At 72.6% G+C, this 14,144-nt stretch carries 13 protein-coding genes and 1 pseudogene; 8 read left to right on the top strand and 6 right to left on the bottom strand.

The genetic code is table 11. The features are described from left to right. Window positions 1-29: 29 nt before the first annotated feature. Together ACQPZ4_RS40590 and ACQPZ4_RS40585 are read right to left on the bottom strand one after the other, a co-directional pair. Complete coding sequence (locus ACQPZ4_RS40590; RefSeq protein ID WP_433048503.1) at window positions 30-1,058, bottom strand: DUF695 domain-containing protein; 1,029 nt, start codon at window positions 1,056-1,058, stop codon at window positions 30-32. A gap of 39 nt (window positions 1,059-1,097) precedes the next feature. Further along, window positions 1,098-3,260 (bottom strand): elongation factor G-like protein EF-G2, encoded by a 2,163-nt coding sequence (locus ACQPZ4_RS40585; protein WP_433048500.1) that lies wholly within the window; start codon window positions 3,258-3,260, stop codon window positions 1,098-1,100. Window positions 3,261-3,451: 191 nt separating this feature from the next. Between ACQPZ4_RS40585 and pgsA the strand changes: the two genes are divergently transcribed. The 7 genes from pgsA (at window position 3,452) to ACQPZ4_RS40550 (ending at window position 9,002) form a co-directional block, all read left to right on the top strand. Next, window positions 3,452-4,081 (top strand): phosphatidylinositol phosphate synthase, encoded by a 630-nt coding sequence (gene pgsA, locus ACQPZ4_RS40580; RefSeq protein ID WP_433048497.1) that lies wholly within the window; start codon window positions 3,452-3,454, stop codon window positions 4,079-4,081. Next, window positions 4,078-4,998: a phosphatidylinositol mannoside acyltransferase gene (locus ACQPZ4_RS40575; RefSeq protein ID WP_433048494.1), complete on the top strand. Its 921-nt coding sequence runs from the start codon at window positions 4,078-4,080 to the stop codon at window positions 4,996-4,998. The genes pgsA and ACQPZ4_RS40575 overlap by 4 nt, the downstream gene beginning before the upstream one ends. Window positions 4,999-5,009: 11 nt before the next feature. Continuing rightward, window positions 5,010-6,137 carry a glycosyltransferase family 4 protein gene (locus tag ACQPZ4_RS40570; RefSeq protein WP_433048491.1) on the top strand — a complete coding sequence of 376 codons (1,128 nt, stop codon included), beginning with the start codon at window positions 5,010-5,012 and terminating at the stop codon, window positions 6,135-6,137. 10 nt (window positions 6,138-6,147) lie between these two features. Then, window positions 6,148-6,627: a hypothetical protein gene (locus ACQPZ4_RS40565; RefSeq protein WP_433048488.1), complete on the top strand. Its 480-nt coding sequence runs from the start codon at window positions 6,148-6,150 to the stop codon at window positions 6,625-6,627. A 149-nt stretch (window positions 6,628-6,776) separates the two neighbouring features. Then, complete coding sequence (gene pdxS / locus ACQPZ4_RS40560; RefSeq protein WP_433066881.1) at window positions 6,777-7,625, top strand: pyridoxal 5'-phosphate synthase lyase subunit PdxS; 849 nt, start codon at window positions 6,777-6,779, stop codon at window positions 7,623-7,625. Window positions 7,626-7,635: 10 nt separating this feature from the next. After that, window positions 7,636-8,244: a pyridoxal 5'-phosphate synthase glutaminase subunit PdxT gene (pdxT, locus tag ACQPZ4_RS40555; protein ID WP_433066878.1), complete on the top strand. Its 609-nt coding sequence runs from the start codon at window positions 7,636-7,638 to the stop codon at window positions 8,242-8,244. Window positions 8,245-8,246: 2 nt separating this feature from the next. Then, on the top strand, window positions 8,247-9,002 hold the full coding sequence (locus ACQPZ4_RS40550; protein WP_433048485.1) for a YebC/PmpR family DNA-binding transcriptional regulator: 756 nt from the start codon (window positions 8,247-8,249) through the stop codon (window positions 9,000-9,002). Between the two features lie 207 nt (window positions 9,003-9,209). Here ACQPZ4_RS40550 and ACQPZ4_RS40545 read toward each other — a convergent pair whose 3' ends face one another. Genes ACQPZ4_RS40545 through ACQPZ4_RS40530 form a run of 4 tightly spaced genes read right to left on the bottom strand, consistent with a single transcriptional unit; the run spans window position 9,210 to window position 13,624 of the window. Then, the gene (locus tag ACQPZ4_RS40545) at window positions 9,210-10,520 is read right to left on the bottom strand and encodes a cytochrome P450 (RefSeq protein WP_433048482.1); all 1,311 of its coding nucleotides are present in this window, start codon (window positions 10,518-10,520) and stop codon (window positions 9,210-9,212) included. A 17-nt stretch (window positions 10,521-10,537) separates the two neighbouring features. Further along, window positions 10,538-12,109 (bottom strand): FAD-dependent oxidoreductase, encoded by a 1,572-nt coding sequence (locus ACQPZ4_RS40540; protein ID WP_433048479.1) that lies wholly within the window; start codon window positions 12,107-12,109, stop codon window positions 10,538-10,540. Between the two features lie 34 nt (window positions 12,110-12,143). Next, complete coding sequence (locus ACQPZ4_RS40535) at window positions 12,144-12,980, bottom strand: sensor histidine kinase (RefSeq protein WP_433048476.1); 837 nt, start codon at window positions 12,978-12,980, stop codon at window positions 12,144-12,146. Further along, entirely contained in the window at window positions 12,977-13,624 is a 648-nt protein-coding gene (locus ACQPZ4_RS40530; RefSeq protein WP_433048473.1) for a response regulator, read from the bottom strand. The genes ACQPZ4_RS40535 and ACQPZ4_RS40530 overlap by 4 nt, the downstream gene beginning before the upstream one ends. A 142-nt stretch (window positions 13,625-13,766) precedes the next feature. Here ACQPZ4_RS40530 and ACQPZ4_RS40525 point away from each other — a divergent pair. Continuing rightward, window positions 13,767-14,099 (top strand): annotated as a pseudogene (locus tag ACQPZ4_RS40525) (GtrA family protein); the annotation flags it as partial. Between the last annotated feature and the right edge of the window lie 45 nt (window positions 14,100-14,144).

The following is a 14,144-nucleotide window of genomic DNA, read 5'->3' as shown; positions in this document are numbered from 1 at the left end:
ATGCCCGTCGCGCGCGGCCTTCCGGCCGTCTAACGAAAGTGGCGAATGCGTTCGAACGCCGGGTCGAAGTGCCGCTCGACGCGGGCGCGGCCGTCCTTCCACCAGCCGGCCGCCTCGGCGAGGTCGTCGGCGGCGGGGGAGTCGGCGTCCACGTAGTAGTGCAGGATGCGCGTGCCGCCGCTGGTCTCGTGGGCCAGCAGCACCCCGTCGGCGCCGGCCGCCGTGGTCAGCGCGGTGTCCTCGAACTCGCGCAGCGCCGCCAGCGACTCGGCCTCGGGCAGGCCGGCCGGGTTCTGCTCGCGGTACGGCAGGGTGATGGCGACGTGCGTGTCGAAGCGCGGCCAGCGCACCGGGCGCAGCGGCCGCTGGACGGTGGCGATGATCGGGCCGCCGGCCCCCTCGCCGTGCAACAGAATCCACTGCGGCGTCCGGTACTCCTCCCGAAGCGCCTCCACCGCCGCCCCCAGCTCGCGCGGGTCGGCGGCGTCCTCGGGCGGGTCGGTCACCCAGGAGATCTCGCCGATCCACTCCTCGACGCCGTCCTCGCCGAGCAGCCAGTCCAGGGCCAGGAAGGTGACCGACCGGCGGGCGTCCTCGCCGAGCATCCGGAAGCCTGGGTGGTAGGCGATCACCGAGATCTCGGGGGAGGACTCGTCCCGGGCGAACGCGAAGCGCAGCTGGGCCAGGTCGAGCTGGACGCCCTCGCCGATGCCGATGGCGCTGCCCAGCACCTCCGGGTCGGGCTGGCGGGCGGTGTGGAACTCCCAGGTCGCGTCGGCCGGCGGGGCGAGCGCGCCCCAGCGGGCCACGACCGGCCGCAGCTCGGCCACGCCGGCCGCGGAGACCACGAGGGAGTGCTGGGCGGCGGTGCCGCGGTAGAACTCCCACTCCAGGCCGGGGTGGATGTCCTCGACCCGGCGGGAGAACTGCTCGCTGAGCGTCGCCCACTCGCCGGAGGAGATGGCCGCCTCGACGTCGGCCCGCACGGTCGGCCACCACGTCCAGAAGTCCACGATCGCCGCGTTGTCGCCGGCCTTGCGCTTCGAGCGCCCGAACACCACGCCTCACTTTAGCGGTGAGGCGTGGCGTCCACGGCGTCAGCGCGTAGCGGCGTGCTCCTTCTTGACCGCCTCGGCCAGGTGCGAGGGCATCGGGTCGTGGCGGCAGAACACCCGGCTGAAGGTGCCCGCGCCCGAGGTCATCGCGCGCAGCTCGACGGCGTAGCGGACCAGCTCGGTCGCCGGGACCTCGGCCCGCACCAGGGTGCGCTCGTGGCCCTCGGGGTCCGGCTCGTTGCCCAGCACCCGGCCGCGCCGGCCGGACAGGTCGCTCATCACCGCGCCGACGAACTCGTCGGGCACCCGGATCGTCACCTCGTCGATCGGCTCCAGCAGCGTGGTCTGGCCCTGCTCGGCCGCCTCGCGCAGGGCGAGCGCCCCGGCGGTCTGGAACGCGGCGTCGGAGGAGTCCACGGAGTGCGCCTTGCCGTCGAGGAGGGTGACGCGCACGTCGACGACCGGGTAGCCGGCGACCATGCCCCGCTCCATCTGGGAGCGCACGCCCTTCTCGACCGACGGGATGTAGTTGTGCGGCACGGCCCCGCCGACGACCTTGTCGACGAACTCGAAGCCGGACCCGCGGGGGAGGGGCTCGACCTTGATGTCGCAGACCGCGTACTGCCCGTGCCCGCCCGACTGCTTCACGTGCCGCCCGTGCCCGGAGCTGGCCGCGGCGAACGTCTCGCGCAGGGCCACCTTCACCGGCTCGGTGTCCAGCTCCGTGCCGCCGGCCCGCAGCCGGTCGAGGACCACGTCGGCGTGGGCCTCACCCATGCACCACAGCACCAGCTGGTGGGTCTCGGCGTTGCGCTCCAGCCGCAGCGTCGGGTCGCCGGCGACCAGCCGGCTCAGGTTCTTGGCCAGGGAGTCCTCGTCGGAGCGGGTCCGGGCCACGATCGCGATCGGCAGCAGCGGCTCCGGCATCTCCCACGGGGCCATGAGCAGCGGCTGCTCCTTGGACGAGATGGTGTCACCGGTCTCGGCGGTGCCCGACTTCGTCACCGCGACCAGGTCGCCGGCCACGGCGTGCGGCACCTCGCGCAGGTTGGACCCGAGCGGCGAGAACAGGTGGGCGAAGCGCTCGTCGGCGTCGTGGTCGGGGTGGCCGCGCTCGGCCATCCCGTGCCCGGAGATGTGCACCGGGGTCTCCGGGCGCAGCGTGCCGGAGAAGACGCGGACCAGGGAGACCCGCCCGACGTACGCGTCGATCGTGGTCTTGACGACCTCGGCCACCAGCGGGCCCTCGGGGTCGCAGGTGAGCGGCTCGCGGGGCTCGCCGTCGACGTCGGTGACCGGCGGCACGTCGTGCTCCAGCGGCGAGGGGAAGCCGCTGACCAGCACCTCGAGCAGCGCGTCGAGGCCGACGCGGGTCTCGGCGCAGACGGGCACGACCGGGTAGAACGTGCCGCGGGCGACCGCCTTCTCGAGGTCCTCGATGATGACCCGGGTCTCGATGGTCTCGCCGCCGAGGTAGCGCTCCATGAGCGACTCGTCCTCGCTCTCGGCGATGATCCCCTCGAGCAGCGTGTTGCGGGACTCCTCGATGGCGGGCAGGTGCTCGGCGTCGGGCTCGCGGACCTGGGGCGGGTACCCGGCCGAGTAGTCGAAGACGCGCTGGGTGATCAGGCCGATGAGGCCCTCGGTGCTCTGGCCGTCGTCGCCCAGCATCGGCAGGTACAACGGCAGCACGTTGTCGCCGAAGACCTCCTGGCACATCTGCAGGGCCTCGTCGAAGTCGGCCCGCTGGTGATCCAGGCGGGTGACGGCGACGGCCCGGGGCATGCCGACGTGGGCGCACTCCTCCCACAGCGCCGCGGTGGCCGCGTCCATGCCGTCGACCGCGGACACGACGAACAGGGCGGCGTCGGCGGCGCGCAGCCCGGCGCGCAGCTCGCCGACGAAGTCCGCGTAGCCCGGCGTGTCGAGCAGGTTCACCTTCACGCCGTCGTGCAGCAGCGGCGCGCAGGACAGCGTGACCGAACGCTGCTGCTTCTGGGCCGCCGGATCGTGATCGGTGACCGTGGTGCCCTCGGTCACCACGCCCGGCCGGGGGATCGTGCCGGTCGCGGCCAGCAGCGCCTCGACCAGCGTCGTCTTCCCCGCGCCGGAGTGGCCGACGACCACCACGTTGCGTACCCTGCCGGGATCATCAACCACCGGCGCCGTGCCGGTGACACCCTTCTCCTGGACCTTCTGCGCCATCACGCGCCTCCCGAAAGTCTCGCGACATCTGTGAGCAGTCTCACAGTCACAACCTGTTCACCGATCCCACACCCGAAACATCTCCGACACAAGGGCCGTACGGCCCCGAACGCCCCGCTTCACTCAAGCACCGTGGCGTGTCCCACGTGCCGGTATCCGCCAAGCTCCGCCCCGGTTATCGTGAGAGCGCCATGGCGAAGATCCTCAGCGTAGTCAGCCGGGCCGGACTGGCCCGCATCCTGGACCCCGTCGCCGCCGCACTGCTGCGTCTCGGGGTCACTCCGAACGCCGTGACGGTGGTCGGCACCCTCGGTGTGCTCGTCGGCGCCTTCGGGTGGGCGACGCGCGGCCACCTGTTCACCGCGCTCGTTATCATCACCGTGAGCTGCCTCACGGACATGATCGACGGCTCGATGGCCCGCCAGCGCGGGATCACCAACAAGTTCGGCGCGCTGCTGGACTCCTCGATGGACCGCATCGCCGACGGGGCGATCTTCGGGGCGGTCGCCTACTGGTACGCCACCCAGCACCAGCCGCGGGTCGTCGCGGCCGCGCTGCTGTGCCTGCTCACCGGGCAGGTCGTGTCGTACGTCAAGGCCCGCGCCGAGGGGCTCGGGTTCACCTGCAACGTGGGCATCATCGAGCGGGCCGAACGCCTCGTCGGCGTCGGGATCGGCGGCCTGCTGTGGACGTTCCACGTGCCCTACGGCCTCGAGATCGTGCTGTGGATCCTCGGCGCGCTGTCGATCGTGACCATCGGGCAGCGCATCGGCACCGTGTACCGCCAGGCGTACGCGCCCGAGCGGGTCGACGCGCGGTGAACGTCGTCGAGCTGGGCTACGGCGCCGCGTTCGCCCTCCTGCCGCGACTGCCCCGCGGGGTGACGTGGCCGCTGTTCGCGGCGGCGGCGTCGTCGGGGCACCGGGGGTACCGACGCGGAAAACCGGGTAAAGGGACCGCCACGCTGGCCAAGAACCTGCGACGGGTGGTCGGGCCCGACATGCCGGAGGACGAGTTCGAGCGGTTGATGCTGCGGGCCCTGCGGTCCTATTCGCGCTACTACCTGGAGGCGTTCCGGCTGCCCGCCCGCAGCAAGGAGCAGATTCTCAGCGGCTTCCGGCTGGAGCGCGGCGAGCTGCTCGGGGAGCACCACCGGGCCGGCGTCGGCTCGGTCGTCGCCCTGCCGCACGCGGGCAACTGGGACGCGGCCGGGGCGTGGGTCGCCGCCAAGGGATGGCCGATCACGACCGTCGCCGAAAGACTCAAGCCCGAGAGTGTGTACCTCAAGTTCCTCGAGTTCCGCCGCTCGCTCGGCATGGAGATCCTGCCGCTGACCGGTGGTCCGCGGCCGACGTTCGACGTGCTCGAGGAGCGGCTGCGCGACGGCGCGGCCGTGGTGCCGCTGCTCGCCGACCGCGATCTCACCCCGCGCGGGGTCGACGTGGAGTTCTTCGGCGGGCGCACCCGCATGCCCGCCGGGCCGGCGCTGCTCGCGCTGCGGACCGGGGCGCCGCTGTACGTGGCGCACATGTGGTTCGATCCGGATGCGGCGGCCGGCTATCTGGACGGCCCGATCCCGATGCCGGGCGCGGACGAGGGACCGCTCGACGCCCGGGTGCGGATCGTCACCCAGCGGGTCGCCGACTCCTTCGCCGAGGGCATCGCGCGGCACCCGGAGGACTGGCACATGCTCCAGCGGTTCTGGCTCGACGAGCCGGCCGTCAGCACCGTGGCCTGAGGGGAGGGGCGTTGCGCATCGGGATCGTCTGCCCGTACTCGTTCGACGTGCCCGGCGGGGTGCAGAACCACGTCCGCGACCTCGCCGAGACGCTCATCGCGCTCGGCCACCACGTCAGCGTCCTGGCGCCCGGCGACGAGGAGGGCATGACCCTGCCGTACGTCGTGCCGGCCGGGCGCACGGTGCCGGTGCCGTACAACGGCTCGGTCGCCCGCGTCTCCTTCGGGCTGATCTCCGCGACCCGGGTCCGGCGCTGGCTGGCCGCGGGGCGCTTCGACGTGCTGCACGTGCACGAGCCGCTCATCCCGTCGCTGTCGATGCTCGCGGTGCTCTCCGCCCGTGGCCCGGTCGTGGCCACGTTCCACACCGCGATGACCCGCTCGCGCGCGCTCGCCGCGGCGCAGGGGGTGCTGCAGCTGGTGCTGGAGAAGATCACCGGGCGGATCGCGGTGAGCGAGCTGGCGCGCAAGGTCCAGGTGGAGCACCTGGGTGGCAGCGCGTGGGAGATTCCGAACGGGGTGCAGGCTTCGAAGTACCGTGGCGCCGTGCCCTTGCCCGGATGGCCGGGTCCGGGTGGCGCGCTGGGGTTCATCGGACGGTTCACCGAGCCGCGCAAGGGCTTCAAATACTTGTTGTCCGCGTTCGATTCCCTCGCGTCTTCCCGGCCGGAGCTGCGGTTGCTCGTCGCCGGGCCGGGTGACCCCGCTGAGGTGCTCGATGATTGTGCTTTTGCCGATCGGGTGATCTTTCTGGGGAAGGTGTCGGAGGAGGACAAGGCGCGGATGCTGCGCAGCGTCGACCTCTATGTGGCGCCCAACACCGGCGGCGAGTCGTTCGGCATGATCCTCACCGAGGCGATGGCGGCCGGCACCCCGGTGCTGGCCAGCGAGCTCGACGCCTTCCGGCGGGTGCTCGACGGCGGCACGGCCGGGGCGCTGTTCCCGGTCGGCGACTCGGCGGCCCTGGCCCGCATGGCGGCGGAGCTGCTCGACGACCCGGCCCGGCGGGCCGCGCTGGCCGCCCGCGGGTCCGAGGTGGTGGCCGCCTACGACTGGCCGGTGGTCGCGGAGCGGGTGCTCGAGGTGTACTCCACCGCCATCGAGGTTGCCGGAGCGACCGTGCAGGAGTCCGTCCCGTAGGCTGCGGCGCATGTGGTGGGTGATCGCGGTTGTGGCCCTTGTGGTCGCGGTGGCCACCTACCTGACGTGGCTCGCGGCCCGGGTCGACCGGCTGCACGCGCGGGCGGCGGCGGCCTATGCCACGCTCGACGCCCACCTCGTCCGGCGCGCGGCCGCGGCGGTGGCCCTGGCGGAGGCGGCGCAGCTGCCCACGCTGATGTACGCGGCCAAGATCGCCCTCGACGCGCAGCCGGACGATCGCGAGGTGGCCGAGAACGACCTGACCCGGCACCTCCGCAACGGTTTCGGCGGCGCGGCCTCCCCGCCGGCCGAGGTCGTGGACACGTTGGTGCAGGTCAGCCGCCGGGTGGCGCTGGCCCGCCAGGTGCACAACGACTGCGTCCGGGACGCCCTGGGGGTACGGCGCCGTGGCCTGGTGCGCGTGTTTCGCCTGGCCAGGAAGCACCCGGTCCCGGCGTACTTCGACGTCGACGACCCCTCCTTGTCGTGATTTGTGGGCCGCCTTGTTCTCATTGGCCGTCGGGCCGGGGGATGGCGGGAGCGTAAACTTGGGGGTGAATCCAGCTTCCCTGTAAGGAGTGCGTCGCCGTGTCCTCACCCAGTTCACCGGTCACCGGCACCGCCCGCGTCAAGCGCGGCATGGCCGAGATGCTCAAGGGCGGCGTCATCATGGACGTCGTCACGCCCGAGCAGGCCAAGATCGCGGAGGACGCCGGCGCCGTCGCCGTGATGGCGCTCGAGCGGGTCCCCGCCGACATCCGCGCCCAGGGCGGCGTGTCCCGCATGAGCGACCCCGACATGATCGACGGGATCATCAACGCGGTCTCGATCCCGGTCATGGCGAAGGCGCGCATCGGGCACTTCGTCGAGGCCCAGGTCCTCCAGGCGCTCGGGGTCGACTACGTCGACGAGTCCGAGGTGCTCACCCCGGCCGACTATGCCAATCACATCGACAAGTGGGCGTTCACGGTACCGTTCGTGTGCGGCGCCACCAACCTCGGCGAGGCGCTGCGGCGCATCAACGAGGGCGCGGCGATGATCCGCTCCAAGGGCGAGGCCGGCACCGGCGACGTCTCCAACGCGACCACCCACATGCGCAAGATCCGCGCCGAGATCCGCCGGCTGACCTCGCTGCCCGAGGACGAGCTGTTCGTGGCGGCGAAGGAGCTCCAGGCGCCGTACGAGCTGGTCAAGGAGATCGCCGAGACCGGCAAGCTGCCCGTCGTGCTGTTCACCGCCGGCGGCATCGCGACCCCGGCCGACGCCGCGATGATGATGCAGCTCGGCGCCGAGGGCGTCTTCGTCGGCTCCGGCATCTTCAAGTCCGGCAACCCGCAGCAGCGCGCGGCCGCGATCGTCAAGGCGACCACGTTCCACGACGACCCCGACGTGCTGGCCAAGGTCTCCCGCGGCCTGGGCGAGGCCATGGTCGGCATCAACGTCGACGAGATCGCCCAGCCGCACCGCCTCGCCGAGCGGGGCTGGTGACCCCCTCTTGATCATCGGTGTGCTCGCCCTGCAGGGCGATACCCGTGAACACCTGCACGCGGTGGCCGATCTCGACGCGATCGGCCGCCCCGTGCGCCGCGCCGACGAGCTGGACGACCTCGACGGCCTGATCATCCCCGGCGGCGAGTCCACGACCATCAGCAAGCTGGCGGTCGAGTTCGGCCTTCTGGAGCCGTTGCGCAAGCGGATCGCCGGTGGGCTTCCGGTGTACGGCTCGTGCGCCGGAATGATCATGCTGGCCTCCTCGATCCTGGACGGCCGCGCCGATCAGGTCCCGTTCGGTGGCATCGACATGACCGTCCGCCGCAACGCCTTCGGCCGCCAGGTCGACTCGTTCGAGGGCACTGTGGACATTTCGGGCATCGACGGGGGCGCTTTTCACGCGGTCTTCATCCGCGCGCCGTGGGTCGAAGAGGTTGGCGACGCAGTCGAGGTACTGGGCCGCGTGAAGGATGGCCCCGCCGCCGGTAGGATTGTCGCGGTTCGGCAGGAGCACCTGCTCGCGACGTCCTTCCACCCCGAGCTCACCGGCGACCTACGCGTCCATCGGTACTTCGTGGAGATGGTCCGTGAGGCGGGTCAGACGACGGAGGGTTAGGCATGTCGGGGCACTCTAAATGGGCGACCACCAAGCACAAGAAGGCGGTCATCGACGCCAAGCGTGGGAAGCTCTTCGCCCGCCTGATCAAGAACGTCGAGGTGGCCGCCCGCACGGGCGGCGGTGACCCGGCCGGCAACCCGACCCTCTTCGACGCCATCCAGAAGGCCAAGAAGAACTCGGTCCCCAACGACAACATCAACAACGCCGTCAAGCGCGGCAGCGGCCTCATCGGCGGCGGCGCCGACTGGCAGACCGCCATGTACGAGGGCTACGGCCCGAACGGCGTGGCGATCCTCATCGAGTGCCTGACGGACAACCGCAACCGCGCCTCGACCGAGGTCCGCGTGGCCCTGACCCGCAACGGCGGCAACCTGGCCGACGCGGGCAGCGTCTCGTACATGTTCACCCGCAAGGGTGTCGTGATCGTCCCGAAGGCCGGCGAACTGACCGAGGACGACCTGCTCATGGCCGTGCTGGACGCCGGCGCCGAGGAGGTCAACGACCTGGGCGAGGCCTTCGAGATCATCTCCGAGGCGAGCGACCTGGTTCCGGTCCGCACCGCGCTGCAGGACGCTGGGATCGACTACGAGAGCGCCGAGTCCTCGTTCGTCCCGAGCGTCACGGTGCCGCTGGACGAGGAGGGCGCCCGCAAGGTCTTCAAGGTGATCGACGCCCTGGAGGACTGCGACGACGTCCAGAACGTGTACGCCAACTTCGACGTCTCGGACGAGGTCATGGCCCTGGTCGAGGCCTGAGCTGTTCCGTGTTCCTCCCCACCGTGGGGGAGCTTCGCTCCACCCACACCCCCTCAAGGTCTCCGCCTCAAGCGGCAGGCCGTGCGGGGTCGGCCGCACCCCAGCACTTCCGGTGGCGCCCTCGCAGCGAGCGGGGGCGCCACCGGCTTGTGCCCTGGAGGTGGCCCTGAGCGGCGACGGGGCGCCACCTGGACCGGGGCGAGAAGCTCAGTCCAGGGCCACGCGGAGGTGGCGGGGGCCGCGGAGGACGGCGCTCAGGCGGTACACCGGCGGGTCTTCCAAAAGGCGGGCGCGCGCGAGCACCGGCGCGAGGGCCGTCACCGCCACCTGCGCCTCCAGGCGGGCCAGCGGGGCGCCGAAGCAGTAGTGGATGCCGTCGCCGAAGCCGAGGTGCTGGGCGGGGGTGCGGTCGGGGTCGAAGCGGTCCGGGTCCGGGAACTGGTCGGGATCGCGGTTGCCCGCGGCCAGGACCAGGGTGATGTTGGCGCCCTTGGGGATGGTGGTGCCGGCCACCGGGATGTCGTCGAGGGCCTTGCGCCACGTCAGCATCTGGACCGGCGGATCGTAGCGCAGCACCTCCTCGATGAACGGGACCACGATGCCCGGCTCGTCCAGCAGGCGTTCCAGCCACAGGGGCTGGCGCAGCAGGACCAGGGAGCTGTTGGCGATCAGGTTGACCGTCGTCTCGTGGCCGGCGATGAGCAGCAGCATCGCGGTGCTGACCAGCTCGGCTCGGTTCATGCGGCCGTCGGGGCCGTCGTCGGTGGCCAGGGCGGTGAGCAGGTCGCCGCCCACGCCGGACAGGACGGTCTGCTCCGCCGCGCCGCCCGGGAGGCCGTGGGCGGGGGCGGGGCGGGCGATGAGGCTCTCGCTGGGGTCGGTGGCGCCGCGGTCCGAGATGTGGCCGCCGTCGTCGGGTGGGCCCAGGCGGCGGTCCACCAGCTCGCCCAGGTACCGGGCCAGGTCCGCCAGCGCCGCGCGGTCCGGCTCGACGGCGACCAGGGCCTCGTCGATCCAGGCGCGGAACTTCGGCTCGTCGGCCAGCGGCACGCCCAGGAGGGCGCAGATGACGCGGACCGGCAGCGGGTACGCGAACTGGTCCACGATGTCCACAGTGGACTTCGGCAGGTCGGAGACCAGCGACTGGGCCAGTTCGCGCAGGGCCGGTTCCAGGTCGGCGACCCGGTGCGGGGTGTGCGGGGGGCCGAACGGCCTGGTGGCCAGGCGGCGCATGCGGTCGTGGGCCGGCGGGTCCAGGCGCAGGAAGCTCGGCGGCAGCCCGACCAGGTCGGCCGTGGCGCCGGAGGAGGAGATCTCCGGCAGCTCCTCCTGGTCGGCCGAGCTGAGCCTCGGGTCGTGCAGCAGCGCGGTGATGGCGTCGAACGTGCTCACCACGTAGGTGCCGTCCGGCGTCTGCGAGACGGGGGTGCGGCGCAGGGAGGTCAGCAGCGGGTACGGGTCGTGGCGGTTCACGGGGTCCAGCACGGCGCCGAAGACGGAGCCGACCGCGGTCGTCATAGGGGTACTCCCAGGAGTCAGGTGCTGCGCACCATGGTCGGGCGGTGGCCGGTCACGACCACCGTGGCGTCGCGGGCCAGTAAGGCGCTGTCGGGCACCCCGGCGGGCACGGGCAGTGCGTCGTCCGGGCGGTCGACCCGGTCGAAGTCGGGCGGGAACGGGGCCGCCTGCTCGATCAGCCGCTGGTAGAACGGCAGCCACTTGGCGTGGTTGAAGGTCACCGCGGCGGTCAGCCTGCCCTTGTACCCGTACGCCGCCGCAAACCGGCGGTCGGCCACCGAGCCCTGGGTGATGACGACCTGGTCGGCGAAGGTGGGTACCCCCACGGACTTGATGTTGTTGCCGAACTGCGTGGACCAGAACTGCGGCATGTGCAGGTGCGGCCACCGGTCGGCCTCGTCGCTGACCATGTTGTGCGCGGCCACCTCGGCCTGGCTCACGGCGTTGGCCCAGTGCTCCAGGGCCAGGAACTGGTAGCCGAACATCGCGTTGGGCGAGCGCGCCACATCCCCGGCCACGAAGATGTCGTCGGTCACCACCCCGTTGACGTCGAAGGCGCGGCAGCCCGCGTCGCAGGCCACCCCCCACGGGCCGACGGCCAGGCCGGAGCCCTCCAGCCAGTCGACGTTGCGCACGCCGCCCAGCGCGGCCACCACGAGGTCGACCTCGATCGAGTCGCCGTCGGAGAAGAACGCCCGCCGTACCCGATGATCGCCCTCGATCCGCGTGACCGTCACGCCGCAGCGCAGGTCGACGCCGTGCTCGCGCTGGATGTCGGCCGCGACCGCGCCGATGGCGTTGCCGAGCGCTCCCTGCAGGGGCGCGCTGCCGGCCTCGGCCACGGTCACGTCCAGCCCGAGCGCGCGGCACGTCGAGGCCACCTCCGAGCCGGTGAACCCGGCCCCGACCACGAGCACCCGGCCCGGGCGCGAGCCGTCGGCCGGCATGAGGGCCTCCTGCAGCCCGATCGCGTCGTCGCGGGTGCGCAGGACGTGCATGCCTTCGAGGGCGCCCTCGGCCGGGTCGGGCCACGGGCGGGCGTGCACCCCGGTGGCGATCAGCAGCCGGTCGAACGGCACGTCGGAGCCGTCGCTGAGCTGCACCCGGCGGTCGTGCAGGTCGAGGGAGAGCGCCTGGACGCCGAGGCGCCACTGGGCGTCGAGGTGGCCGCCGCGGGGCAGGCCGGTCGCGTCGGGGCGGATCCGGCCGCCGAGGGCCGCCTTGGACAGCGGCGGGCGGTCGTACGGGCCGTACGGCTCGCCGTCGATCAGCGTCAGCGAGCCCGAGAACCCTTGCTCGCGCAGCGCCTCGGCGGCTCGCAGCCCGGCCAGCGAGGCGCCGACGATGACGATCCGGCCGGCCGAGCCCTCCGCGTAGGCGCCGGCGGGCAGGCTGTGGGCCAGCCGGTCGAGCTGGATGGCCTGCACCGGGCAGGCGGCGGCCGCGCGCCTGACCCGCTCGTGCTGCTCCTCGCCCGGTTCCGGGTCGTAGAGCAGCGCCTCCTCGCCGCTGATCTGGAACGCCGACGGCGCCAGGAAGGCGCACTGGGCGTACCCCTGGCACTTCGTGAGGTCGACGACAACGCGCATGCGTCAACCCTCGCCCGGATTGCCCGCGGCCAGGTCACCCCGCCGGGAGGGCGGCCCGCACGACGGTCCCGGCGCCCGGCGCGCTGCGGATGTCCAGGGTGCCGCCGAGCAGCTCGGCCCGCTCGCGCATCGAGCGCAGCCCGAGCCGCCCCGGGAACGACAGCGCCGGGGTGAAGCCCACGCCGTCGTCGGAGACCTCGAGCACCACGTGGCTGTCGTCGCCGGCCAGCCGCACGGTGACCTGCGTGGCCTCGGCGTGCCGGGCGGCGTTGGCGAGGGCCTCCAGGGCGATGCGGTACAGCGCCTCCTCGACCGGCGGGCTGACCACCGGGTCGGCGTCGAGCTCGAGGCCCCAGCCGGCCCGCCCGGGCGCGTTGTGCAGCGTCTCGAACACGCTCTTGAGCGCCGTGGCCGGCCCGGCCCCCGAGAGCGTCTCGGGCCGCAGCCGCAGGATGATGCCGCGCAGGTCGGTCAGGCCCAGCGCCGCCGTCTCCTTGATCCAGGCGAGCGAGGCCTCGGCGTGGTCCGGGTTGCCGTGCAGCAGCTCGGCCGCCGTGCCCGCGCCGAGACTGATCCCGTACAGCGTCTGCACCACCGAGTCGTGCAGGTCCCGCGCCAGCCGGGCCGGCTCGCCCGCCGCGGTCAGCAGCAGCTCGGCGAGCGGCACGTACGGCTCCAGCGCCGACGGCCGCGGCGAGCGCCGCCGCCCGGTCGCGGCCAGCAGCCCGCCCGCCACCGGCAGGTAGGTGACCCGCCGGGCGCGCATGGTCCGCCCGGTCGCCATCGCCCGCCGCGCGACGGCGCGGTCCACGAACCCGTCGGGGCCGGAGACCACCGCCCCGCGGGTGTCCAGCAGCACCACCGAGGTCATGACGGCGCCGCCGCGTGCACCGGGACCAGCCCGACCCGCATCGCGTAGAGCGCGGCCTGGGTCCGGCTCTCCGCGTTGAGCTTCTGCAGGATGTTGCTCACGTGCGTCTTGACCGTCTGCGGGGCGATGTGCAGCTCGCGGGCGATCTGGCCGTTGGCGCGGCCGCGGGCCAGCAGCGTGAGCACCTCCTCCTCGCGCCGGGTCAGCTGCGGCGGGGTGCTCGGCACGTGCACGTCGCGCACGAGCCGGGCCGCCACGGCGGGGGAGAGCTGCACCTGGCCGGCGGCCGCGGCGCGCACGGCCCGGTGCAGTTCCTCCGCGTCGGTGTCCTTCAGCAGGTACCCCACCGCGCCCGCGTGCAGCGCGTCGGCGATGAGCTGCGGTTCGAGGTACCCGCTCAGCGCCACCACCTCCACGCTCGGCAGCTCCCGGCGGATCACCGCGATGGCGCTGATCCCGTCGAGGACCGGCATCAGCAGGTCCATGAGGACGATGTCCGGGCGCAGCTCGTGCGTCAGCGCCACGGCCTGCTTGCCGTCGGCCGCGGCGCCGACCGGCTCGAGGTCGCCGCTGAGCGCGAGGAAGCTGCGCAGCCCTTCACGGACCATCGCGTGGTCGTCCGCAATCAAGACCCTGATACTCATCGTCGCGTGCCATACCCCGCAAATGCCGCGAATACCCCGGGCGGCGGACTCAAATGATCTACGCCAAATGGGGGAGGCCGAAGGTGGGCGCCGGTAAGCGACCGCGGCGTGATGCCCGGGGCACCCCTGCGTCGGCACGGTTGTGAGCGTGACGCCCTACTTGCACCGGCTGAGCCGGTTCTCCCTGGTGGGAGTCAGCGGTGTCGTGGTGAACAACGCCGCCCTGCTCGTCCTGCACGGGGTGCTCGGGCTCGCCCTGCTGCCCGCGACCGTGGCCGCGGTCGAGCTCGCCCTGGTGTCCAACTACATCCTGCACGAGCTGTGGACCTTCCGGGGCCGCGCGGCGCCGCACGGTCGCCGGCTGTCGCTGTCGCGCTTCGCGTCCTACAGCCTGGCCGGGCTCGCCGCCCTGCCGGTCAACGTCATCGTCGTCCAGCTGCTGGTCGGACTCGGCCTGCACTACCTCCCCGCCAACCTGGTCGGCATCACCGCCGGGTTCGGGGTCAACTTCGCCGTCAGC

This window comes from Dactylosporangium sp. CS-033363 (genome assembly GCF_050942475.1).
In the GTDB taxonomy this organism is placed as follows: domain Bacteria; phylum Actinomycetota; class Actinomycetes; order Mycobacteriales; family Micromonosporaceae; genus Dactylosporangium.
The sequence above is the reverse complement of the archived record's forward strand: the minus strand, read 5'-3'. Positions and strand labels throughout refer to the sequence as shown.

What these genes read in the sequence shown, in the direction of transcription:
- ACQPZ4_RS40530 (WP_433048473.1), bottom strand. Translation starts at nt 13,624, where the DNA reads ATGAGTATCAGGGTCTTGATTGCGGACGACCACGCGATGGTCCGTGAA.
- pgsA (WP_433048497.1), top strand. Translation starts at nt 3,452, where the DNA reads ATGGCGAAGATCCTCAGCGTAGTCAGCCGGGCCGGACTGGCCCGCATC.
- pdxS (WP_433066881.1), top strand. Translation starts at nt 6,777, where the DNA reads ATGGCCGAGATGCTCAAGGGCGGCGTCATCATGGACGTCGTCACGCCC.
- ACQPZ4_RS40540 (WP_433048479.1), bottom strand. Translation starts at nt 12,109, where the DNA reads ATGCGCGTTGTCGTCGACCTCACGAAGTGCCAGGGGTACGCCCAGTGC.
- ACQPZ4_RS40585 (WP_433048500.1), bottom strand. Translation starts at nt 3,260, where the DNA reads ATGGCGCAGAAGGTCCAGGAGAAGGGTGTCACCGGCACGGCGCCGGTG.
- ACQPZ4_RS40550 (WP_433048485.1), top strand. Translation starts at nt 8,247, where the DNA reads ATGTCGGGGCACTCTAAATGGGCGACCACCAAGCACAAGAAGGCGGTC.
- ACQPZ4_RS40535 (WP_433048476.1), bottom strand. Translation starts at nt 12,980, where the DNA reads ATGACCTCGGTGGTGCTGCTGGACACCCGCGGGGCGGTGGTCTCCGGC.
- ACQPZ4_RS40565 (WP_433048488.1), top strand. Translation starts at nt 6,148, where the DNA reads ATGTGGTGGGTGATCGCGGTTGTGGCCCTTGTGGTCGCGGTGGCCACC.
- ACQPZ4_RS40545 (WP_433048482.1), bottom strand. Translation starts at nt 10,520, where the DNA reads ATGACGACCGCGGTCGGCTCCGTCTTCGGCGCCGTGCTGGACCCCGTG.